The sequence below is a fragment of the Paraburkholderia sp. D1E genome (assembly GCF_052682275.1).
Map to the genome: position 1 here is coordinate 6,481,645 of NZ_JBQYMB010000001.1, position 21,840 is coordinate 6,503,484.

At 60.4% G+C, this 21,840-nt stretch carries 16 protein-coding genes and 2 tRNA genes; 9 read left to right on the forward strand and 9 right to left on the reverse strand.

The window, feature by feature from the left end:
• The first annotated feature begins 250 nt into the window (after positions 1-250).
• The 3 genes from ACUN0E_RS29205 (at position 251) to ACUN0E_RS29215 (ending at position 3,901) form a co-directional block, all read left to right on the forward strand.
• A complete protein-coding gene (locus tag ACUN0E_RS29205; RefSeq protein WP_445568799.1) occupies positions 251-919 on the forward strand; it encodes a DUF6602 domain-containing protein in 669 nt (222 codons plus the stop codon).
• A 40-nt stretch (positions 920-959) separates the two neighbouring features.
• On the forward strand, positions 960-2,060 hold the full coding sequence (locus ACUN0E_RS29210; protein ID WP_445570540.1) for an IS5 family transposase: 1,101 nt from the start codon (positions 960-962) through the stop codon (positions 2,058-2,060).
• A 905-nt stretch (positions 2,061-2,965) separates the two neighbouring features.
• Complete coding sequence (locus ACUN0E_RS29215) at positions 2,966-3,901, forward strand: hypothetical protein (protein ID WP_408195748.1); 936 nt, start codon at positions 2,966-2,968, stop codon at positions 3,899-3,901.
• A 463-nt stretch (positions 3,902-4,364) separates the two neighbouring features.
• Here ACUN0E_RS29215 and ACUN0E_RS29220 read toward each other — a convergent pair whose 3' ends face one another.
• From ACUN0E_RS29220 to ACUN0E_RS29230, 3 genes are all read right to left on the reverse strand, one after another.
• Positions 4,365-5,597, reverse strand: a complete 1,233-nt coding sequence (locus ACUN0E_RS29220; RefSeq protein ID WP_445568800.1) for a tyrosine-type recombinase/integrase — start codon at positions 5,595-5,597, stop codon at positions 4,365-4,367.
• A 142-nt stretch (positions 5,598-5,739) separates the two neighbouring features.
• Positions 5,740-5,826 (reverse strand) — tRNA-Leu (locus ACUN0E_RS29225).
• A 262-nt stretch (positions 5,827-6,088) separates the two neighbouring features.
• Positions 6,089-6,175, reverse strand: a tRNA-Leu gene (locus tag ACUN0E_RS29230).
• A 304-nt stretch (positions 6,176-6,479) separates the two neighbouring features.
• On the opposite strand from ACUN0E_RS29230, the gene rnr reads away from it, so the two are divergent.
• From rnr to rpiA, 3 genes are all read left to right on the forward strand, one after another.
• Entirely contained in the window at positions 6,480-8,996 is a 2,517-nt protein-coding gene (gene rnr / locus ACUN0E_RS29235) for a ribonuclease R (protein ID WP_445568801.1), read from the forward strand.
• A 195-nt stretch (positions 8,997-9,191) separates the two neighbouring features.
• On the forward strand, positions 9,192-9,938 hold the full coding sequence (rlmB, locus tag ACUN0E_RS29240) for a 23S rRNA (guanosine(2251)-2'-O)-methyltransferase RlmB (protein ID WP_408235400.1): 747 nt from the start codon (positions 9,192-9,194) through the stop codon (positions 9,936-9,938).
• A gap of 195 nt (positions 9,939-10,133) precedes the next feature.
• The gene (gene rpiA, locus ACUN0E_RS29245; RefSeq protein WP_408340494.1) at positions 10,134-10,829 is read left to right on the forward strand and encodes a ribose-5-phosphate isomerase RpiA; all 696 of its coding nucleotides are present in this window, start codon (positions 10,134-10,136) and stop codon (positions 10,827-10,829) included.
• Between the two features lie 133 nt (positions 10,830-10,962).
• Here rpiA and ACUN0E_RS29250 read toward each other — a convergent pair whose 3' ends face one another.
• On the reverse strand, positions 10,963-12,117 hold the full coding sequence (locus ACUN0E_RS29250) for a glycosyltransferase family 4 protein (protein ID WP_445568802.1): 1,155 nt from the start codon (positions 12,115-12,117) through the stop codon (positions 10,963-10,965).
• Between the two features lie 305 nt (positions 12,118-12,422).
• On the opposite strand from ACUN0E_RS29250, the gene ACUN0E_RS29255 reads away from it, so the two are divergent.
• The 3 genes from ACUN0E_RS29255 (at position 12,423) to ACUN0E_RS29265 (ending at position 14,617) form a co-directional block, all read left to right on the forward strand.
• Complete coding sequence (locus ACUN0E_RS29255; RefSeq protein WP_445568803.1) at positions 12,423-13,640, forward strand: glycosyltransferase family 4 protein; 1,218 nt, start codon at positions 12,423-12,425, stop codon at positions 13,638-13,640.
• A 258-nt stretch (positions 13,641-13,898) separates the two neighbouring features.
• Positions 13,899-14,198, forward strand: coding sequence for a type II toxin-antitoxin system HigB family toxin (locus ACUN0E_RS29260; protein WP_445568804.1), 300 nt, complete (start codon positions 13,899-13,901; stop codon positions 14,196-14,198).
• Entirely contained in the window at positions 14,195-14,617 is a 423-nt protein-coding gene (locus tag ACUN0E_RS29265; protein ID WP_445568805.1) for a helix-turn-helix domain-containing protein, read from the forward strand. The genes ACUN0E_RS29260 and ACUN0E_RS29265 overlap by 4 nt, the downstream gene beginning before the upstream one ends.
• A gap of 101 nt (positions 14,618-14,718) precedes the next feature.
• On the opposite strand, the gene ACUN0E_RS29270 is transcribed toward ACUN0E_RS29265, so the two are convergent.
• Genes ACUN0E_RS29270 through ACUN0E_RS29290 form a run of 5 tightly spaced genes read right to left on the reverse strand, consistent with a single transcriptional unit; the run spans position 14,719 to position 21,490 of the window.
• Positions 14,719-17,109, reverse strand: a complete 2,391-nt coding sequence (locus ACUN0E_RS29270; RefSeq protein ID WP_445568806.1) for a polysaccharide biosynthesis tyrosine autokinase — start codon at positions 17,107-17,109, stop codon at positions 14,719-14,721.
• 26 nt (positions 17,110-17,135) lie between these two features.
• Positions 17,136-18,332: a polysaccharide biosynthesis/export family protein gene (locus ACUN0E_RS29275; protein WP_408235418.1), complete on the reverse strand. Its 1,197-nt coding sequence runs from the start codon at positions 18,330-18,332 to the stop codon at positions 17,136-17,138.
• A gap of 37 nt (positions 18,333-18,369) precedes the next feature.
• The gene (locus ACUN0E_RS29280) at positions 18,370-19,323 is read right to left on the reverse strand and encodes a glycosyltransferase family 2 protein (protein ID WP_445568807.1); all 954 of its coding nucleotides are present in this window, start codon (positions 19,321-19,323) and stop codon (positions 18,370-18,372) included.
• Between the two features lie 2 nt (positions 19,324-19,325).
• Positions 19,326-20,711, reverse strand: a complete 1,386-nt coding sequence (locus ACUN0E_RS29285; RefSeq protein ID WP_408393633.1) for an undecaprenyl-phosphate glucose phosphotransferase — start codon at positions 20,709-20,711, stop codon at positions 19,326-19,328.
• A gap of 44 nt (positions 20,712-20,755) precedes the next feature.
• Positions 20,756-21,490 (reverse strand): Crp/Fnr family transcriptional regulator, encoded by a 735-nt coding sequence (locus ACUN0E_RS29290; protein ID WP_408235426.1) that lies wholly within the window; start codon positions 21,488-21,490, stop codon positions 20,756-20,758.
• Positions 21,491-21,840: the final 350 nt, after the last annotated feature.

The window sequence follows — 21,840 nt, forward strand, 5'->3', positions numbered from 1 at the left end:
CCGGCATGCACGAACCATCGCCATTCCATGGCGGCGACGCGCGGGCTCAACGAAAGAGTGAATAACAGTGAACAAGAGGCAGATTTCGTTTCCACCTCACGAAGTTGGGTTCTTCAACAAAGGGGAATTTGTGTATGTTCCCGGGTCAGACTGGGAAACATTGCGAAATGGAATGGTCTATGACCGGAATGGGAAATGGTTCGTATCATTTCCATCGCTGGTGCCGGGGACGCGAAGTCCCGAAGAGCCCTTGGAACAGTTCGATGAAGCGTTAGGGCGCCACGTGCTTATTGATTGTTCGGGAATCGGGCCTCCGCGTGGTCCAGCCATTGACCCCACACCTTGGCGTCTAATCAATAATTCCATTCTCGATCGCTTGCGTGACGCGGAACGCCGACGCGTACGCCTCGAAGTTCTTATGGAGGAGTTGAAGCGGGATTCGACGCTTGATTCGGATCTGATCGAGGACACGATGCGCATGTTCGTCAGCATGGGAACAGGAACTGCCTCGAAGGATGCCGGCGGACTTTGGTTCAGCGCTTCCGATATTGTTAAGCATGGTTTCGCGCGAAAAGATTACTTATCCAGCTTTTCTGACGAACTTCTCGCGAAGAGTCGACGGATCGACAATCTGATTAACCATACTGGAACCGTGGGCAGTTACCGAGAAGAATTGATTCGCGCACTACTGAGACAGGTCTTGCCGACCCGCTATCAGGTTAGTACCGGTTTCATAGAGAACAGTCCTCGGCAACTGGACGTCATCGTATGGGATGCGAAGCGATATGCGCCACTTTTTCGCGAGCAGGATGTTGTCGTTGTACCGGAGCCTGCGGTGAGAGCCATCATTGAGGTGAAGACCACGCTTAACAGGCCGGTGAAATACCTCGCGGAACGGTCATCCGGGACGCAGGCGTAAACGTTGAACTGATGTCATCAATGAGAGCGAGATGGAACGGATGCGTGGGCCAGATGGTTTTACCGAGTCAATGTTCACCGTGTTGAAGCTGGATGATTTCGTGCCGAAGGACCATCCGTTGCGTCCGATTCGCAGTTGGCTCAATGACGCGCTCAAGCGCATGGACGACGTTTTCGCGCGGATGTACGAAGCTGACGCGAAAGGTGGCCGGCCGAGCATCGCGCCGGAGAAGCTGGTGCGAGCTCTTTTGCTGCAGGTGCTGTACTCAGTTCGTAGCGAGCGCATGCTGGTGGAACAGATTTCCTACAACATGTTGTTCCGCTGGTTCGTCGGCCTGCCGATGGACGGGACCGTGTGGGACCACTCGACGTTCAGCAAGAACCGCGACCGGTTGCTCGAACACGATGTGCTGGTGTTGCTCTTCAACGAGACAGTCGAGACCGCGCGCGAGCGCGGATATCTTTCTGGAGAGCACTTTAGCGTTGACGGCACGTTGATTCAGGCATGGGCCGGGCATAAGAGCTTTGTGCCCAAGGCAAGTCCGGACAAAGACGACACGCCTCCTGACGAACCGCCCGCGCCGAATGACAACTGGCACGGACAGAAGCGCAGTAACGAGACGCACCAATCCACGACGGACGAGCAGGCGCGCCTGTTTCGCAAGAGCAAAGGAACCGGAGCGATGCTCTGTTACATGGGCCACGTGCTGACCGACAACCGGCATGGCCTGGTGGTCAACGCACAGGTGACGCTGGCGACGGGCACCGCCGAGCGCGACGCGGCCGGGCGGATGCTTGCTGATGCCGCAAGTGTTGCACCGGGCGCCATCACGGTCGGGGCGGACAAGAACTACGACACCGCCGGCTTCGTGGCCAGTTGTCGAGCGAACCGTGTAACGCCGCATGTGGCACAAAACGATGGGCGTCCAGGCGGTTCAGCAATTGACGAGCGAACTACGCGTTGGCCGGGTTACGCGGTCAGCCAGCAAAAACGTAAGCGCATTGAGCAGGTGTTCGGATGGGGCAAGACAGTCGGACGAATTCGACAAGCGATGTATCGAGGACTTGAACGCGTAGACCAGCTCTTCGTGTTGACGCAGGTCGGCTACAACCTGACGCGTATGCGCACACTTTCCGGTTGAGGAGCAGGAAGTAATGGATAACACCGATATGATGAACCCGCGAGCAACGTCGAATGCCCGCAAACGTGTTCCGCGTTTCAAAAATGCGAACCGAGCATCCGTCGTAATGCACCTGAGCGCATCAACGACGGATATTTCAACGGCCTGTTAATACATCGTCCCTTGATGAGGCACTGGAAATCCTTCATGACGTTACGCGGAACACCCAGCCGCTGCTGCCTATATTCAAGGGGATATTTGCGTTCGAGTCTGACTACGTATCCGACCAGTCCGTAGCGGATCGCATGTACGCCTTTTTTGCGCGGACGGACCCTGATCGTTTCCCCGAACATCGCCATCGGTACCTTGGGCAAGGGGTCAGCGCAATCTGCGTTCCCAACAGAAATTTCGTGTATCAGCGATTTCATTTGCCTAAGGAATCGACTGCTTTTCCGTTTCCGATTCTTTTTACTCTGGAGCCGGATGGCCGTGGTGACGTAAGGACTGGGATATTATTAGGTTAACTAATAAGTCATCTGGATATGGAATGCGGCCCGAAGCAGACTCAGCTAAATATGTTTTTGCCAATTTTCACGGAGTGCCGTACCCGGGTTGTAAATGAACTTTTCGGACCGGATTGGAAGCCGACGATGGCTGTCAATCCGCTTGGAGCGACACTTAAGGTCGAGGGAGCGAGAGCATACGTTGCGCGATTCGATAAGTTCCGGAGTGGGAAAATTGAAGCCAGCGAAATTTTCGAAGATCTATGGAGCGAGCATGCTGGGGCTAACGCGAAAATCCAAGAGGACGTCAAGCGGTCCCGACGCGTGAAAGTTGCTGCCTCGCAGCGACGAAGAAGCCTACGACGATGAGTGGACGATTGCGTATTCGGCGGCATGCGGGTTCAGATCGGATGAGAAAAAGAAATGACAACAATTGACTTTGTTCGGGTGACCTTCGGTTTGATAGTTGCGACCGTTGGATTTTTGATTGCGGCGGCGAAAGTAGCGGAAGACGCCGTTCAACCGGGTATCGGAAAGCGATTTGCTGCAGAGTTCAAACAGTTGGCTGCGACTCCGTCGGTCTCGAGAGCCTATGTGCTTGCGTCTTTGTCTTCGGAAGCGGTGTTCGGCGTCCGTCTGCTGTCCCTGCGTGCTCTGGTCGTGTCCGTCGCCATCAGCATCGGGTGGATTCTGACGTTTCTGCTGATCAGTTGGTTGATGTATGGGCACCGCCTATGGGTCTTCGATGGAATGTTTCCCCCGTTTGTGATCAAACGATTTTGGGGGTTCGCGGTTTTGGGTGTACTGGCTGACTATCTTTCAACATTAGTCACGAGGAAATTGCTGCTGGTATCGGTCTCTGCCAGCGTACTTACGAAATGCCTTGTTGTCGTAGGAAATGTGCTTCTCGTCACTGCAAATTTCTACTCGCTGTTTGGCGTGACGAAGTGGATTGTCGTTGGATCCGGATTCGAAAATATTGTTGATTCTGTCAAAAACTGGATATTCAATTTTTCCGGGCTGGATCTGCTAAACAGGCTCATCCACGATGCGACTCTTGTTCCTGATGGGCCCGGCCAATTCAGGATCGAGAACGGTGAAACAGAGGTGGTGTATGCGTTCCCGGAAGGGCTGTTTTTTCTGTCTAGCCTTTTGACGACGGTATGGGTCTGGCTTCACCTTGGAGGAGCACTGCTGCTGAAAGCCGCGGTCAATGTGGACGTGCTGAAAAATTGGCTGGTGTCGTTGTCAAATATCGATGGGAAGCCGTTTATGTCTGCAGCGGCCATATTCGCCGTCATGACCGGCCTGCTGTGGTGTTTCTCGATTCTGATTTTTTTCGTCTGCCGTATGCTCTAGAGTCGCCAGGCGCTGATGGCAAAGCTGTCGTTAAGGCCGGATCGATACTGATGATAGTGTGATGCTCTCGCGTTTCTTGACGCTAGCGACACATATCGCGCAACGTCAGCACGCAGATCATCAATCCATCTCTGGCGTTTGTCGGCGATAAACGTAGACGCCGACCGTGCATTTGCGAGGCTCTGGACGCTCAGCGCTCGCTTGGCGCTCACATAGTTGACCGAGACCGTAACCAGCACACGGAGTAGGGCAAGTATGGCCGTCCAACCGATGACTGCTGGCACGTTAGACAGCCAAAGCCAGTCGCTATGAAGAGAGGAGGTTATCGTCTGTGGTAAAAGACGCCCGAACGGGCAACGACAGCAATATAACCGACCGGCGACTATCGACGCAGCCAGCACGACCTGAGGGGTGCCAGAGTTGGGGTTGCGGCACGCGATTGACGATTGAGTGGGCCTGCCGCTCAGGTCCGCTTGCTTGATCCTGCTTCTGTCGTTGGCATGCTTAGCCGATCAATATAATCGGCCCACTCCTGCATGACCCGGCGACGATCATCGTCAAACGTTGTTCTATCGTAGGCCTTTTGTACATCGCCACGTTTGGCGTGTGCCAGTTGCGCTTCCAGTACATCGATATCCATACCGAGTCGTTCTCGCCCGACCGTACGAAGCATGCCCCGGAAACCGTGCGTCGCGTGCTTTCCTTGAAATCCCATCTCTCGCAATGCTTTGCTCAATGCATCTCGATGTAGATGAGGGGTCTTCTGGCGGGCAGGGGACGGAAAGACGTAGTGCCCCTTGCCGGTAAGTGACTGCAACTCGTTCAGGATGGTGATCGCCTGCGTCGGCAATGGCACGATGTGATCGTGCCGCATTTTCATCCGCTCGGCTGCAACATGCCATTCAGCTGTCTCGAGGTTCACCTCGGTCCACGGCACCGCTGCAACCACGCCGGGGCGAAGGCCGGTCAGCATGGTGAGCTTGAGGGCGGCGCGGGTAATGGGCGACTTGTAGGCATCGATAGCAAGAACGAGCGGAGCAATGTCCGCAGGCCTGGTGATCGCTGGTATATGGCCTTTCCTGTGGCGAGGCACAACGCCGCGCAGTATCAAGGCGGCGCCATCTGCGCGCAGTCCATTCTGGACGGCGTACGTCACGATTCCACCGACATACTGCCGTGCCTTGGTCGCGAGGTTAGGCGCATGAGAGGCAATCGCTTCGAGTACGGGCTTGACCTCTGGCGTGGTAAGCGTCGAAATGGGCTTGTTGCGGAGTGCGGGAGTCAGGTATTCGCGCACGACAAACTCCGCCTTCCGGTAGGTTTCGTCCGCCCATTCCTTGCGTTTGAAGTCGAGCCAGCGCCGGGCCACAAGATGGAAGGCGCCTTCCGCCACGCGTTTGCGGGCGATGGACTCGGCCTGGCGATATGCAACCGGATCGATGCCTTCGCGTACGAGATTGCGTGCAGTAGTGGCCGACCGTCGCGCATCAACGAGCGTGATATCGGGGTAGGGGCCGAGGCTGAGGAAGTTCTCCTTGCCCGTGCCCGGTCGTCGGTAGCGGAGCAGCCAGGTCTTGCTTCCATCCGGCCAGACGCGTAAGGCGAGCCCATTCCCATCCGTGAGCAGATAGGGGCGCTCGCGGGGCTTGGCAACACGAAACACCACTTCGGAGTTGGGTTCGACGCGTTTGGGCATGGCCTAACATCTCGATTCCGTGTATACGCAAAAATCGTCGACGTCAGCGAAACGCAAGGGATCTGCAGGGAACAAAAAACCCCGTAAGACTTTGATCTTACGGGGTTTCTCGGACTACTTCGGCTTACGCCGGAACAACTGTTGGTGCCCAGGAGAGGACTCGAACCTCCACGGTGTTGCCACCGCTAGGACCTGAACCTAGTGCGTCTACCAATTCCGCCACCTGGGCACGTCTTCAAGCTAGACCAATATTTTAGCGCGATGATGCAGTGTGTCAATCCCCACATGCAAACAAACCATTGCGTCATCAACCGCCCGGTTGTGCCATGCAGCGAAGCAAAACTTCACTGCTTGACCATGCCAACTTGCGTCGACATAACCGTCCTGCCAGCCACATGATCCGATCGAAAAATCAGAAGCGGATCACACATAGCTTCACACAAAAAGTAAAGCCGCCGATGTGAAACATCAGGCGGCTTTACTTTTGAATCTGGTGCCCAAGAGAGGACTCGAACCTCCACAGTGTTGCCACCGCTAGGACCTGAACCTAGTGCGTCTACCAATTTCGCCACCTGGGCAGGTGATGAACAGCAAAGAACGCCATTATAGCGACAGATTCAGGGCTGTCAAGCGTTTCTCAAAAGTCGCTTAAACATCGCTGCAGCGAGCCTGCATGCGGCTCACAGCGATTATTGCCGGGCCGCGTGGCGCGCAAGACGGGTGTTAGAATGCCTCGCAGTAGTTCGTTGGCACGGTGCACACGCCCGTCGGACTCAGACTTGAACGAGCCGGACCCGAGCAGTCATTCCAGTGCAATCGCAAGTGCAACTTAAGCGCAACCCAAACGCTTCTTAAGCCGAGCCACATCGCCGACCGACGTCCATGCAACGAGAAAAAATCATCGACAAGCCCTTGAGCAAATTCCCGTATCCGATCCCAAGCCGCGAAGAAATCCTCGGCGTCCTGCGCTTGAGTGAAGCGCCGCTTGCCGCGAACGACATCGCCGAAGCCCTGTCGATCAAGCGCCAGGAGCGCGAAGGATTTTTCAAGCGCTTAGGCGCCATGGAGCGCGACGGCCAGATCCGGCTCGATCAGCGCAATCTCTATCAGCTGACCCATCCGTCGAATTTCGTCGCGGGCCGCGTGCAGGGCCATCGCGACGGCTACGGCTTCCTCATTCGCGACGACGGTCAGGACGATCTGTTCCTGCCCACCGGCGAAATGCAGAAGGTCATGCACAACGATCGCGTGCTTGCGCGCATCGTCGGCTATGACCGCCGCGGCAGGCCGGAAGGGCATATCGTCGAAGTCACGGATCGCGCCAACAAACGCGTGATCGGCCGCCTGCTCAACGAGAACGGCGCGCTGATCGTCGCGCCGGAAGACAAGCGTATCGGTCATGACATTCTGATCACGCAGAACACCAAGAAGGCCAAGGTCGGCCAGGTGGTGGTGGTCGAGCTGACCGATTTCCCGAGCCGTCATTCGCAGCCGCTCGGCCGCGTGGTGGAAGTGCTGGGCGATATCGACGACCCCGGCATGGAAATCGAAATCGCGGTGCGCAAGTACGGCGTGCCGCACGAATTCAGCCAGGCCGCGCTCGACGAAGCCGCCAAGCTGCCCGACGAAGTCCGTCCGGTCGACGCGCGTCATCGCATCGACCTGCGCGACGTGCCGCTCGTCACGATCGACGGTGAAGATGCCCGCGACTTCGACGACGCGGTCTATTGCGAGCCGGTTCAGGTCGGCCGTGGTGAAGGCTTCCGCCTGATCGTCGCGATCGCGGACGTCTCGCACTATGTGCATCCGAAGAGCGGGCTCGACGCGGACGCGCTCGAACGCAGCACCTCGGTGTACTTTCCGCGCCGCGTGATTCCGATGCTGCCGGAGAAACTGTCGAACGGGCTGTGCTCGCTGAATCCGCATGTCGACCGTTGCGTACTGGTGTGCGACATGATCGTCACCGCACGCGGCGAAGTGAAGGCGTATCAGTTCTATCCCGGCGTGATCAATTCCGCCGCGCGCCTGACGTACACCGAAGTCGCCGCGGTGCTGAAGAACACCAAGGGTCCGGAAGCGACACGCCGCGCCGCCTTGCTGCCGCAACTGCAGAACCTGTACGGCGTCTACAAGTCGCTGTTCGCCGCACGCCAGAAGCGCGGCGCGATCGACTTCGATACGACCGAGACCTACATCGTCTGCAATGCGCAGGGCAAGATCGAGCAGATCGTGCCGCGCACCCGCAACGACGCACACAAGCTGATCGAGGAATGCATGCTGGCCGCGAACGTCTGCGCGGCTGACTTCCTCAAGCGCAACAAGCATCCGGGTCTGTACCGCGTGCACGCCGGTCCGACCGTCGAGAAGCTCGAGAATCTGCGCACGTTCCTGCGCGGCATGGGACTTTCGCTCGGCGGCGGCGACAAGCCGCATGCGAGCGACTACGCGGCGCTGATGGCGCAAATCCGCGAACGGCCCGACGCGCAGATGATGCAAACCATGCTTCTGCGTTCAATGCAGCAGGCCGTCTACAGCCCGGACAACATCGGCCACTTCGGTCTCGCGTACGAAGCCTATGCTCACTTCACGAGCCCGATCCGCCGCTATCCCGATCTGCTCACGCACCGCGCGATCTACGCGATCCTGCAAGGCCGCAAATATCAGCCGGAGCCGCCGCATGGCGTCGAGTTGAATACGGCGCTGTCGCCGCGCGCCCGCGCGATGCAGCAAGCCGACGACGAAAAGCGTGGCCGCCAGCGTTCGAACAACGTGGCGATCTGGGAAGAGCTCGGTCTGCATTGCTCGGCCAACGAACGCCGCGCGGACGAAGCATCGCGCGACGTCGAAGCGTGGCTCAAGTGCTACTTCATGCGCGACAAGCTCGGCGAAGAGTACGGTGGCATGGTGAGCGGCGTGACGTCGTTCGGCATTTTCGTGCAGCTCGACTCGCTCTTTATCGAAGGCCTCGTGCACGTCACCGAACTGGGCTCGGACTACTTCCAGTACGACGAAATCAAGAACGAGTTGCGCGGCGAGCGCACCGGTATTCGCTACCGCCTGTCGGATCGCGTGCGGGTGCAGGTGAGCCGCGTCGATCTCGATGCGCGCAAGATCGACTTCCGACTCGTGCGCGATACGCCGATCAAGCCGCCGACGAATCGGCCGGCCCTCGCCGACAAGACATCAGCCGAAAGCGGCGGCGCACGTGTGCGTTCGTTGCCGCCGGGGGATGGCGGAGCAGGGGGCGGGGCGGCAGGTGCGGGTGGTCGGCGCAAGAAGGCAGCGCCGGCGCAAACCGCGGCTGTCAAGGAAGCGCGCGAGGCACGCGGCGCGGCGAAGAAGCATGGCGGGGCTCCGGCCAAGCCGGCATCGAAACCGCAGGCCCGCAAGAAGCGCTGAAGTCGCATGACGGCTTGAACCGCGCGCATCGGGTACGTTGATACGTACCGGTTGCGCGCGGTCTTCGTTTCATCGTGATCAGGTCAGGTACCGAAGCGGGTACTCAGGCAACACAGCAAGCATCAAAGTAAGCAAGCTCGTATTCATCACAGCAGCGCGCGTTTCAAGGCGCGTTCAATCAAAGGTTTCTCAGTCATGTCACGTCTCAAGGTTCTATACGGTTTCCACGCAGTGACCGCACGTCTGCGGCACGACGCGTCGACGGTCGAAGAGGTTTATTACGACGCCACGCGCAAAGACCGTCGCATGACCGAGTTCCTGCACACGGCGAAAGAAGCCGGCGTGCGTCTGATCGCCGCCGACGAAACGCGTCTGTGGGGTCTCGCGCATACCGAGCGTCACCAGGGCGTGGTCGCGCGTGCGACCGACATGCCGCTCGCGCAGAATCTGGCCGAACTGCTCGACGGCATCAACGGTTCGCCGTTGATTCTGGTTCTGGACGGCGTGACCGATCCGCACAATCTCGGCGCCTGCCTGCGCGTGGCCGATGCGGCCGGCGCGCACGCGGTGATCGTGCCGCGTGACCGCGCGGTGGGTTTGAACGCGACGGCCGCGAAGGTGGCGAGCGGCGCAGCCGACACCGTGCCGTACATCACCGTCACGAATCTGGCGCGCGCGCTGCGTGAGTTGAAGGATGCGGGCGTGTGGGTGGTCGGTACCGCCGAAGAGGCGACCAAGAGCCTCTACGAGACCGAACTCGACGGTCCGGTCGCGCTGGTGATGGGCGCCGAAGGCGAGGGCATGCGGCGCCTCACGCGCGAAACCTGCGACATGATCATGCAGATTCCGATGGCGGGTACGGTCGAAAGCCTGAACGTTTCCGTGGCGAGCGGTGTGTGCCTGTTTGAAGCCGTGCGTCAGCGCTCGGTGAAGAAGAAGTAAATCCCCTGATCATTCGACGCCGGTCCGTTCGCCGAGCTATCCATGCTCATGGCAGGGCCGGCTCGCATATCGCCGGTAGAAGCAGCGTTCGGACGCGCGTGGCGAGGACTTTGCCAGCCGCCGCGCCGGGGTAAATCCGGCGCTCGCTCGCCACTCCGGTAAACTCATCGTTTTTACTGCTCGCCTGCATTTCCCATGACCCAAGACGAACTCAAACAACTGGTCGGCCAGGCCGCCGCCGACTATGTGAACGCCAACGTGCCGGAAGGCTCCGTGATCGGCGTCGGCACTGGCTCCACCGCGAACTGTTTCATCGACGCGCTGGCCGCCAGCAAGACCCGCTATCGCGGCGCGGTGTCGAGCTCGCTCGCCACCACCGCGCGTCTGCAGTCGCACGGTTTCAAGGTGCTCGACCTGAACGAAATCGATTCGCTGCCGGTGTATGTGGACGGCGCCGACGAGATCGACCATAGCGGCGCGATGATCAAGGGCGGTGGCGGCGCGCTGACGCGCGAGAAAATCGTCGCATCGGTGTCGGACGTATTCGTCTGCATTGCCGATGCGAGCAAGCTGGTCGACACGCTCGGCAACTTCCCGCTGCCGATCGAAGTCGTGCCGATGGCGCGTACCGCGATCGGCCGTCGCGTGACGGCGCTCGGCGGTGTGCCGGTGGTGCGTGTGACCCAGGAAGGCGTGCCGTTCATTACCGATAACGGCAACGAGATTATCGACGTCAAGGGTCTGCGCATCAGCGACCCGCGCACGCTGGAAATGCACATCAATGCATGGCCGGGTGTGGTGACGGCGGGCCTCTTCGCAGGCCGCGGCGCGAATCTGTGCATGCTCGGCACGGATACGGGCGTTGAGACGATCGAATACAGCAGGAGCTGAGTAGGGCGCTTCTGCAGTGACGCGCGGGCCTGCTTCGGCGGACTCGCGCGCCAGCATTGACCCAGTATGAGCCCGCGTCGGCCCGCTCCCGCAAAGACCAACGTTTTCCCGCACTAATCAACGTCAACCCGCGTTAGCCCGCAGCTTGTCCAATCGCCTGCATCATCCGCTGCAAATACTGATCCACTGAGAACTCATTTTGCGCATCGGCGAGCGCCTGATCCGCGAGACGCTGCGCCAGTGCCGGATCGGCGCGCAATGCGCCGATCGCATCGGCCAGCGCGGCCACGTCCCCCGGTTTCACCAGCCAGCCATTGCGCTGATGCCGGACGATCTCGGTCACGCCGCCCGCGGCCGCTGCGATGACCGGACGCGCAGCCGCCATCCCTTCGACGATCACCCGCCCGAACGGCTCCGGCTCGGTCGACGTGTGCAAGATCACATCCATCGCTTTCATCCATGCGGGCACGTCGTCCTGAAAGCCCGCGAAATGCACGCGATCCGCTACGCCCAGTGCATCGGCCTGCTCACGCAGACGCTGCGCATATGCGTCCTCGCCGAATAGCGGCGCACCGACCAGCACCAGGTGCACGTCGGGCAGCCGCGCCATCGCCTCGAGCGCAATGTGCTGACCTTTCCACGACGCGAGACGACCGAACAAACCCGCGAGCCACGCATGCTCGGGCAAGCCCAGACGCCGGCGCAGTGCGGCCATGTCGGTGCCATCGATACGCTTGAACGCGCCGGCGTCGATACCGTTGTAGATGACCGGCACCGAGTCGGCCGCGATGCCGGTCAGCGCCATCAACGATCGTTTCGATGCCTGCGAATTCGCCATCACCTGATCAACGGCGAAACGCACCAGCCACTTGATGACGCTCAGCTGCACGCGTCCAAAATGCTCGCGCGTGAGGATGTCGTGCTGATACCAGATCACTGGTTTGCGATGCAGCGGTTTGCCGAGCGCACCCAGCACGAGTGCTTTTTGTGTGTTGAGAAACAGCACGTCGAATGTGCGCGCACGCGCCGCGATCGCACGGACCTGGCGCACGATGCCTGGCACGACGCGCAGACAGTTCAATCCGGACGCTTGCCGAACGATGCCTGACACGCGCGCGTCGTTGAGCACCTGCACGCGAGCGCCGAGCGCTTCGAGACGTCTGCGGAATGGGCCATCGGAAAGCAGCACGACTTCGCTGCGTGCGATGCAGCTTCCGGCCAGTTGCAGGAGCGCGAATTCGGCGCCGCCAAGCTGGCCGCTCTGATCGACAAATAGCACACTCGGCATGGTCGGCGAAAGCGTTGCCGATGTTGCCGTCGGTACCGATGATGCCGGCGCGGCGGAGGGATCGATCCGAGCTGGCTGAACCAGTGGCAAAGAATGGGCGAGTGGAGAAACGTCGATCGTCGGGCGCATAAGGTGCGAAGTCGGGCGAAATGATTGAACACACGATTCGCAAGAGGCGAATAGCGAGTCCTCATTATTCGCGGACTGTCACGCGTCGAATGTGGGCATACGCACGCAACGTAAATGATGTGGCACATACACTCGTTGCTATGGCCATGGGTCGTTTACTAATAGGTGGGGAGATCATGAAAGTGGCGATCGTGCACGACTGGCTCGTCGCACCCGGCGGCGCCGAGAAAGTGCTCGAACAGATCATCGAGTGCTTTCCCGATGCCGATCTCTTCAGCCTCGTCGATTTTCTCGAGGACCGCGGACCTGTTGGCGGCAAACCTGTCACGACGTCGTTCATCCAGCACCTGCCGTTTGCGCGGCGTCGCTATCGCGCGTATCTGCCGTTGATGCCGCTGGCGATCGAGCAGTTCGATCTCTCGGGTTACGACCTCGTCATCACGAGTTCCTACGCAGTCGCCAAGGGTGTGCTGATCGGCCCCGATCAGACGCACGTGAGCTACGTGCATTCGCCAATGCGCTACGCGTGGGATCTGCAACACCAGTATTTGCGCGAAGCGAAGCTGACGCACGGGCCGAAGTCATGGGCCGTGCGTGCGTTGCTTCACTATCTGCGCGGCTGGGATTCGCACTCGGCGAACAGTGTCGACCGGCTGATCGCGAATTCGCAATTCGTTGCGCGGCGCGTGATGAAGACTTACCGGCGCGATGCCGCGGTCATTCCGCCTCCCGTCGACGTGCACAAATTCGAACTGTGCACGCACAAGGACGACTTCTATCTGACCGCCTCGCGGATGGTGCCGTACAAGCGCATCGATCTGATCGTCGAAACCTTCAACGCCACGCCGCACCGCAAGCTGATCGTGATCGGCGATGGTCCCGAGATGGCGGCGATTCGCGCCAAGGCTGGTCCGAATGTGACGATCCTCGGCTATCAGCCGTTCAAGGTTCTCAAGGATCATCTGCAACGCGCGCGCGCCTTCGTGTTCGCCGCCGAAGAAGACTTCGGCATCGTCGCACTCGAAGCGCAGGCGTGCGGCACGCCGGTCATTGCGTTCGGCAAGGGTGGGGCGCTCGAAACGGTGATACCGGTCGGCGAGGCGCATCCTACCGGCGTATATTTCGGACGCCAAACAGTCGTGTCGATGCTCGACGCAATCGACCGCTTCGAACGGCAGCGTGACCAGATCACGCCGGCGGCATGCCGCGCGAATGCCGAGCGTTTTTCCGCGGCGGTTTTCCGGCGCGCCTTCATGGCCGAGGTGACGCGCACGATCGCGGCGTCGGGTTGGCGTCTGCGGGTGGCGGCGGTCGAGCGGATCGAAGACGATCTGGTCGCCGAAGACCTCGCGTGGCCCGCCGAACGCGTGCAGGGCGGCAGTTGGGGACGCTGACACCGGCGAGTTCGAGTGCAGTCGTGACACGGGTGGCGTGAGTTCGCGAAAGGGTCTCAAAGCACAATCGAATATCTCTATATTCGCATATTGCGAACTTCTCGATATGCGAATAGAATGGATTTTGTCTTACTGCAGCAAGACGTTGCTAGCTGTTCGGACTATGCCGTCCGGCTGGCTATCGGTGTCGATCCCATCCCTTTAGCCTTACAGGTAGAGCGTGCATGTTCAGTGCGCGTGTACGTGTGAGGAAATCCGATGCGGGTCATTTCGAAGAAAGTATTGCTGGACTTTATAAAGCGACATCCGGAGGCGCGCAGTGCGTTGTTGACGTGGTACTCACTGGCGCAGGCTTGCCTCGCGTATGGCTATAACGACCTGAAGCAGACGTTCGCGGGCGTGGACTACGTGCCACCGCAATACACCGTTTTCGATGTAGGCGGCGACCGGTTCCGGATCGTCGCGGCGATTCACTACAACAGGCAGTCGTTGTTCGTTCGTCGTGTATTGACGCATGCGGAATACGACCTTTGGACGAGGAAGAATTTAAACTCATGAATGCCGATCGCCTTCCGGGAGTCTTTCCCGACATCGCTGAAACCTGGGCTGCACTGCAAAGCCAGTTGCCGATCACGCCCATTCGCAACGAGCAGGATTATCAGAAGATGGTGCGACTCGCCAACGCGCTCGCCGATCACCTGAACGGTAACGAGGAGGATCCGCTGGCCGATCTGTTCGCGATCGTCACCGACCTGATCGAAAGCTGGGAAGCGCACAACGTGACGATCCCGAAAGCGGAGCCACGCGAGGTGTTGCGGCATCTGTTGGAGACGCACGGGCTCAAGCAGAAGGATCTGATCGGTATCGCATCGCCCACCGTGGTGAGCGATATCCTCGCAGGCCGGCGCGCCATCAGCAAAAAGGTGGCGAAGGCGCTGGCCGTGCGTTTTCGTACCGATGTCAGCGCGTTTCTGTAAGAGCGTCGCCGCGTTCTATACGCCTGAACCTCACACCAATGCAAAAGGGCTGTGCCTCGATCCGGCACAGCCCTTTTTCTTTGACCAGCCTTTAATCCGATCTATCGTGGTCCGTGAGTATCGAGCGGATCGCTGGCGGAGTAGGTGTACGCATACGCATAGTCGTACGTGCCGTTCTTGTTGTGGCTCTTGAGCGGCACCGCGTTCATCACGCCGCCCACCACCCGGGCCCGTGCGCGCCGCAGCTTCTTCAGCGCCTCGGCCACCTGGCCTTCTGTATGAGCGCCGGCCCGCATCACCAGCACCGTCGAACCGGCAATATGGGCAATCACCGCCGCATCGGCCACCGCTAGCAGCGGCGGGGTATCGACGATCACCAGATCGAACTCCTGCTCGAAGCGCGCGAGGATTTCACCGAAGCGCGCCGACGTCAGAATTTCCGAAGGATTCGGCGGATAAGCGCCCGTTGCGATGAAGTGCAAGCCATCTACGCCCGTAGCGCGAGCCGCGACTTCAAGATCAACCTGACCCGTCAGCAGTTCGGTCAGGCCACCATTGGGTGAGCGGCCGAGATACTGCGCGAGGCGGCCGCGCCGCAGATCGGCATCGATCAGCAGCACGCGTTTGCCCGATTCCGCAATTAGCGCAGCCAGATTGGCGCACAGAAAGCTTTTGCCGTCCGAGGGTGCCGGGCTTGTGATCGCTACGATGCGGTTGGGCGCATCGATCAGGCCGAATTGCAGCGTGGCGCGCAATCCGCGCAGGCTCTCCACCGTTGAGTCGTACGGATGGGTCTTCACCAGCAGCGGCCGCATGGGTGTCTTGTGCGACGCAACGACAGTTTGCGTACCGACCTGCACCCTGTCCTGGCGATCCGCTGCCGAACCCGGTCGAAGCATTCGCGTCATGCCCGACGACTGCGCCGACACTTCGGTCGGTGTCGACCTTGGGCTGGGGAGGGCCGCGGCGCGTGCTGCGCTCAACTGCCGGTCGCTACGAGCCTGCTCCGGGCTGAAGGCAATCGAGCCAAAGATCGGCAACTGGAAACGTCGCTCGACGAACTCGGGATCGGCCACGCCGGTAAAGAACGTGCGACGGCAGAACGCGAACAGAATGCCCGCGATGATGCCGAGCAGCGTGCCCGCCGAAATGATCAGAACAGACTTGGGCCGCACCGGCTGGGACGGCAGCAAGGCTTCGTCGATGATATGCACGTTGCCGATCGTACCGGCACGCGAAATCGACAGCTCCTGGGTTTTGTTCAGCAGCGCCACATAGATTTCCTCGGCAACCTTCGCGTCGCGTTGCAAGGAGAGCGCGTTGCGTTCGGAGCTCGGCAGGGTGCTGAAGTGATCTTCGAAACGAGCCTTTTCGCGCGACATCGCCGCCAGTTGTGCGTCCACCTGCTGCACCTCCGGGCTCTCTTCGGTGAAGCGCTGCAGTAGTTGCGCGCGCTGGATGCGTAGCGTTGCAATCTGCTTTTCGTAGTCGAGACCCCCGGCGAGATAGACGCCTGCTTCCTGAGTCGGCTGGAACGAACCGGCTTTAGACTGATACTCCGATAATGCGGTCTCGGTTTTTTTCACCTCGGCGCGCAGCCGTGGCAATTCGCTATTCAGGAAGCTCAGCATGTGGCTCGCTTCTTCCTGCGCGCGTTCGGTGCGTTGCGCCAGATACGACGCCGCCACCGCATTGGTGATCGCCGTGATCGCGTGCGGATCCGGGCCCATGTATGACAATTGAACGACGCCGGTGTCGCGTCCTTTTTCGCCTACCTGCAATCCGGATGAGAGCCCGGCGACCGCGTCCAGCTGGTTGAAGCGCGTTACGTAGAACTCGGTGCCGGGACGGGCCACCAGTGTTTTGACGAACAGCGTGACGTCGTTGCCGCTCGCTTGCTGACCCGCCACGCCGGTGAGAATCTGCGTTCCGAACGAGTCGGTCACTTCATAGCGGCCGTAATCGAGCACGCGTAATGTCAGGCGCGCGCCTTCCAGCGATTTCGGCACCGTAATCGATCCGACCTCGAATTCCTCACCGCCCCACGCATACGAATTCATGCCGAACGCGGCGCCGAGCGGACGGCCCGGATGCGCGAACCACGACGAAATCTTGCCAAGCACCGGCATGGTCTTCGCAGACGTGCTGAAGTTCAGCTTGAACTGCTCGACCACCGGCTCGACCACCGCGCGACTCTTGATGATTTCGATTTCCGCGTCGGTGCGCATCGGGCCAATCGACGGCATAAGCGACAGCGCGCTCTGACTTTGCGAACCGATGCCGTTGGTCTGTGCGTCGACCTGAAGCAGCGCGTCGGCGGAATAGATTGGCGTGGCGATCTTCGTGTAGATCACCGCAGCGAGAATCACGCAGCCGGCAATGCCGATCACCCACCAGATCTGATCCATGATCATGCGCAGCAAGTCGCGCATCACCGCATCCTCGTCGCTGCTGGGCGCGGGTCCGTGGTCCAGCATGTCGTACGTACTCATAGGGATACTCCGTTGCGTGCGTTTTTTTACCGGCCCAACTGCACCGTGTAGAAGATGGACTGCAGGGTCGGCGTGATCTGTTCGAGTGCACGGTTAAAGCGTGCTGCGCTCGAGACCTGTACGTACACCACATCCTTCGGCTGTAATTCGAACTTGGTCATCAGCATCAACGCGTCGACCTGGGTCATGTCGAGCTGATAGACGTCGGGCGTGAGCGTCTTGTCGGCGCCGCGCACCACGTAAACAAAACGCGGATCGCCGGTTTTGACGTCGAGGCTGCCGGCGCCGGTGAGTGCATCGGCGAGCGTCAGGCGGCCGCGGTTCATCGGCAGCGAGGTCGGCTTGTTCACTTCGCCGAGCACGAAGACACGGCTGTTTGAGCGATCCGGCACATCGATGATGTCGCCGTCTTTCAGCAAAACGTTCTGTTGCGGATCGCCGGTTTCGAGCAGTGAGGCGACATCGACCGTGTAGCGCTTGCCGTCGCGGGTCACGCCGACGTTCTGCAGATCCGCGTCGGGCAGCGCGCCGCCCGCGCGATTGATCGCATCGAGCACGGTCAGCGGCGTATCGGTAATCGCTTCGGAGGCGGGCGTGCGCAGATTGCCGGTCACCTGCACCGACTGGCTGTTGAAGCCCGACACGCGCACGTCCAGCTGAGGATTGCGAATCGTCTTCGAGAGCCCCTTCGTTAGCGATTCCTGGACCTGCTGCGCGGTCATGCCGACCACCTTGATGCGGCCTACGCGTGGGAAGAAGATCGTGCCGTTATTGGCAACCCGCACGGTTAGTCCGCCTTCGCCGCCGCCCGTCAGCGTCGGCGCGATCGGTGTCGCGCCTTGCGTCTGCGTAGGGCCAGGCGAAGGCGTTGAGCCGCTGCTGGCGGAAGGAAGCGGGGGCATATTCACGCCCGTGCCGCCACCGGTCAGTTCCGGGTGATCCCAGACGATGATGCTCAACTGGTCGCCGATGCCGAGCCGGTAGTCGTAAGCGCCACGGGTTTTCGCCGTCAGGCACGACAGCGGGCAGACAGCCGGTACGGCGGCCGCGCGTTGCTGGCGAAAATACCCGACGTCGATCGTGTGCACCGGAAACTTCTCCGCGGTTTGCTCCGGCGGAGCAGGCGGCTCCAGCCGCTTGGTGTCGAGATAAGGTCCGGGCGCCAGTGAACAGGCGCATAGAGATGCGGCCGCGAGCCCTGCGGCAATTGTTTTGATAGTCATTTTGGTGGTCCCTCGCGTGAAGTGGCGCGCTGATCGATCAGCGCGCCGCCTCCTGCCATGCCCCGCGCATTGCGCGTAAACCCACTCTCCATTTGCGAAGCGCGAGTGCCACGCCGCCGCGCTCGAATGCCAACGACAATGCGCGCAGGAACCCCGGGTCCGCGCGATCGCCGATCAGCGTCGAGTAAACGACGAACGCCCATCGGCCGGGTGGCGTCAGGTATTCGCACATGATGAGTCGGAGATTGAATGACGCGTTATAGAAAGCGGCGTCGTTAAATGTGAAGCGCTGGTCTTCGTCGCTGCGCTGGGCCGGGAAGTGCTCCACCAGCAGCGACGGGTCATAAATCAGGGTCCAGCCGCGCCGCTGCACGTCCAGACTGAAGGCCATCTCGCAGTGAACCTGCGCGCCGGTGCCGCGCAGGCGGGCGTCGAAGCGCAGCCTGCCGATCGCCTCGCGGCGAAACGCCATGTTGACGCCCTTGAGCACCTGCACTTCGCGGGCCGCGCCGTGGCCGATATGATGATTGCCGATGGTCCGGCCATACCAGCGCACGAGGCCCACGCTTGGTTTCTGCCCCTGGAGAATGCCATTGCGTTCATGCACGATGTCGCGTCCGCCCAGACCGCCGAGCGCCGGATCGTTTTCGAATGCGCGGGCGATCCGTGCGATCCAGTCGGAATGCGGCGCGGCGTCGTCGTCGGTAAAGCAGAGCACGTCGCCGCTGGCGCTGTCGACGCCGAGGTTATAGGCCGCCACCACGCCCGGTTTATGCACCAGCACGATCCAGCGGCGCGGGTCGGGCCGGTTCGTTTCGCGCGTGCGCAGCCAGTCGAGTGTCGCGTAATCGTCGTGGCGGGCGATCACGATCATTTCGTCGGCGCGGCGCTCCTGCGCATCGAGTGCCGCGAGGCAGCGTGCGAGGTCGGCGGTGCGCCGGTACGTCGGCACGATCACGGAGACTTTCACAAACGGTTCCCGGAGTGGCATGGTCAGAATGCGTTGCGGCCGACGAAACCCTTGAAAATCGTGACGAACACGATCTTCATGTCGAACCAGAACGACCAGTTATGGATGTAGAAGAGATCGAACTTGACACGCGTCTCCATCTTTTCGACTTTGGTGGTGGCGCCGCGATAGCCGTTCACCTGCGCCCAGCCGGTAATGCCCGGCTTGATCCGGTAGCGGTTCATATAGCCGTACACCTGATCCTTGTAGAGATCGTCGTGTTCAACGGCATGGGGACGTGGGCCGACCACCGACATCTGGCCGAGCAGCACGTTCAGGAATTGCGGCAGTTCGTCGAGACTGGTGCGGCGCATGAAGCCGCCGAGTTTCGTGATGCGCACATCATTGCGCGCGGCCTGCGTGACCTGGCCGTGCGCTTCGTGGTGCACGGTCATCGAACGGAACTTGTAGATCGCGAACGGCTGGCCATCCACGCCTTTGCGGGTCTGGCGGAAGAACACCGGCCCTGGCGAGCTCAGCTTGATGGCGATCGCGAGCACGATGAACACGGGCGCGAGGGCCAGCAGCGCGGCCGCGGCGAACAGGCGGTCGAAAATCAGCTTCGGCCACATCTGCGGCGGCGAGACGGGCGTGGCGCTCAGATTGAGCGTCGGTAAACCGACGACATCGACCAGCGCGTGGTTGAACAGCGAGAGGCTGCGTACATCGGGGATGAAGCGCAAATTCACGAAGTCATGTCTGAACATACGCGTGAAGCGATAGATCGTATGTTCTTCCGAGAGCGGCAACGCGAGCCACACTTCGTTCACATGCTCTTCGCGCACCTTGGCGGCGAACGCATTCAGATCGGTCAGCACCGGCAGGCGATTGAGGCGCACGCCGTACGTGCCGGCCGCTTCGATACTGGTGTCGAAGACGCAGACCGGCTTGAAGCCGGCTTGCGGCGCACGGTCCAGATGCGCGAGCAGTGTGCGCGAAAAACCAGGCGCGCCGACGATCGCCACCGTGCGGAAGTTCATGCCGCGCCGGCGCACGCTGCGCAGCGCCACATGCACGAGGCACTTGGTGAGGATGATCAGCACGCCGGAGATCAGCGTCGAGTAACCGAACCACAGCCGCGAAACGGCATCCATGCGGTGCAAGGTAAACGCCAGCACGAGGGCGGTGGCGACCACCACCAGCCACGCGGCGGCAACTCTCAACAGCATGGAAGGCAGCGCCTTGCCGCGCCACGTTTCATACACGCCGAAGCCGGGAAACATCAGCAGCACGAGTACGCAGTTGAAGGCGATCAGAAGACGCTCGGTGTCCGACAATGCAATCGGCGTCGAAAAGCGCATTCCGTGAGCGAGCAGCCCGCCCGCAATCACAAAGAGTGCGTCGAGACATCGCGCAGTATTCCTGAACATGATGATCTACCCTGTAATCGAACGATGCAGCCTTGGTTGACTGCTTACTCGACCGTTTCAGCCTGGCGCAGGCGCGGCAGCAGGCGGTCGAATTCGCGCTTGACGAGGCCGTAGCATTCACAGGCGCGAGCTTCAAGACCTTTGCGATCGAGGATCCTGATGTGGCCGCGGCTGTGATGAATCAGGCCTTCGTCATGCAACTTGCCGGCCGCTTCCGTAATGCCTTCGCGGCGCACGCCGAGCATGTCGGCGATCAGTTGCTGGGTGACCGTCAGCTCGTTCGATGCCACGCGGTCCACTTCGATCAGCAGCCACCGGCACAACTGCTTGTTCAGCGCGTGGTGGCGATTGCAGGCGGCGGTTTGTGCGACTTGCGTGAGCAGAGCGTGCATATACAGCAGCATCAGGCGGCGCAGGAAGTCAGAGCGTGCGAATTGCTGCTTGAGTGCCTGTGCGCTCATCCGGTAGGCGAAGCCGGCGCATTGCACCTGCACGCGGTTCGGCATGGTTTCGCCGCCGGTCAGCACCGGCACGCCGGTCATGCCTTCGCGGCCGACCGCGGCGATTTCGACGGAGCTGCCGTCTTCCATCGTCGAGAGCATGGAGATGATCGCAGTGGTCGGGAAGTAGACGTGATGGATGCGTTGACCTGAATCGCACAGCAACTGCTCGTTGCGCAGGTGAACCAGTTCGAGATGAGGGGCAAGAGCTTGCCATTCGTGTGACGGCAATGCGCCGAGCAAATGGTTGCCATGCAGATCTGATTGAAGTGTCAACATGATCGGTCCTCGCTGAAGCCGCGCGCAGCGTGACTTCGTGTTTTTGATCCGATGCCCGCATCCTTGAATAAACGACGTGCTGCCTGGCGAGCAGCGAGGGATGAACAGGAACGGCCCCGTATTGGCCTGATGCGTCGCAGCCGTCTTTGTAGATATCGTTGCGGCGACGCGATGTTGCACTTTCTCTTTAGCGAGGAGCGTGCCAGCCATAGGGGAAACGAGTGCTGGTGCGGCGCAACGAACGAGGCCTCAGCGGCGCGCGAAGCCAAACGTGGCTTTTTGTTTCAATTCTGTACAACGCCTGCTTAACGCGTACCTTCTTCGAAAGGTATTTTTATTCGAGCCAAGTC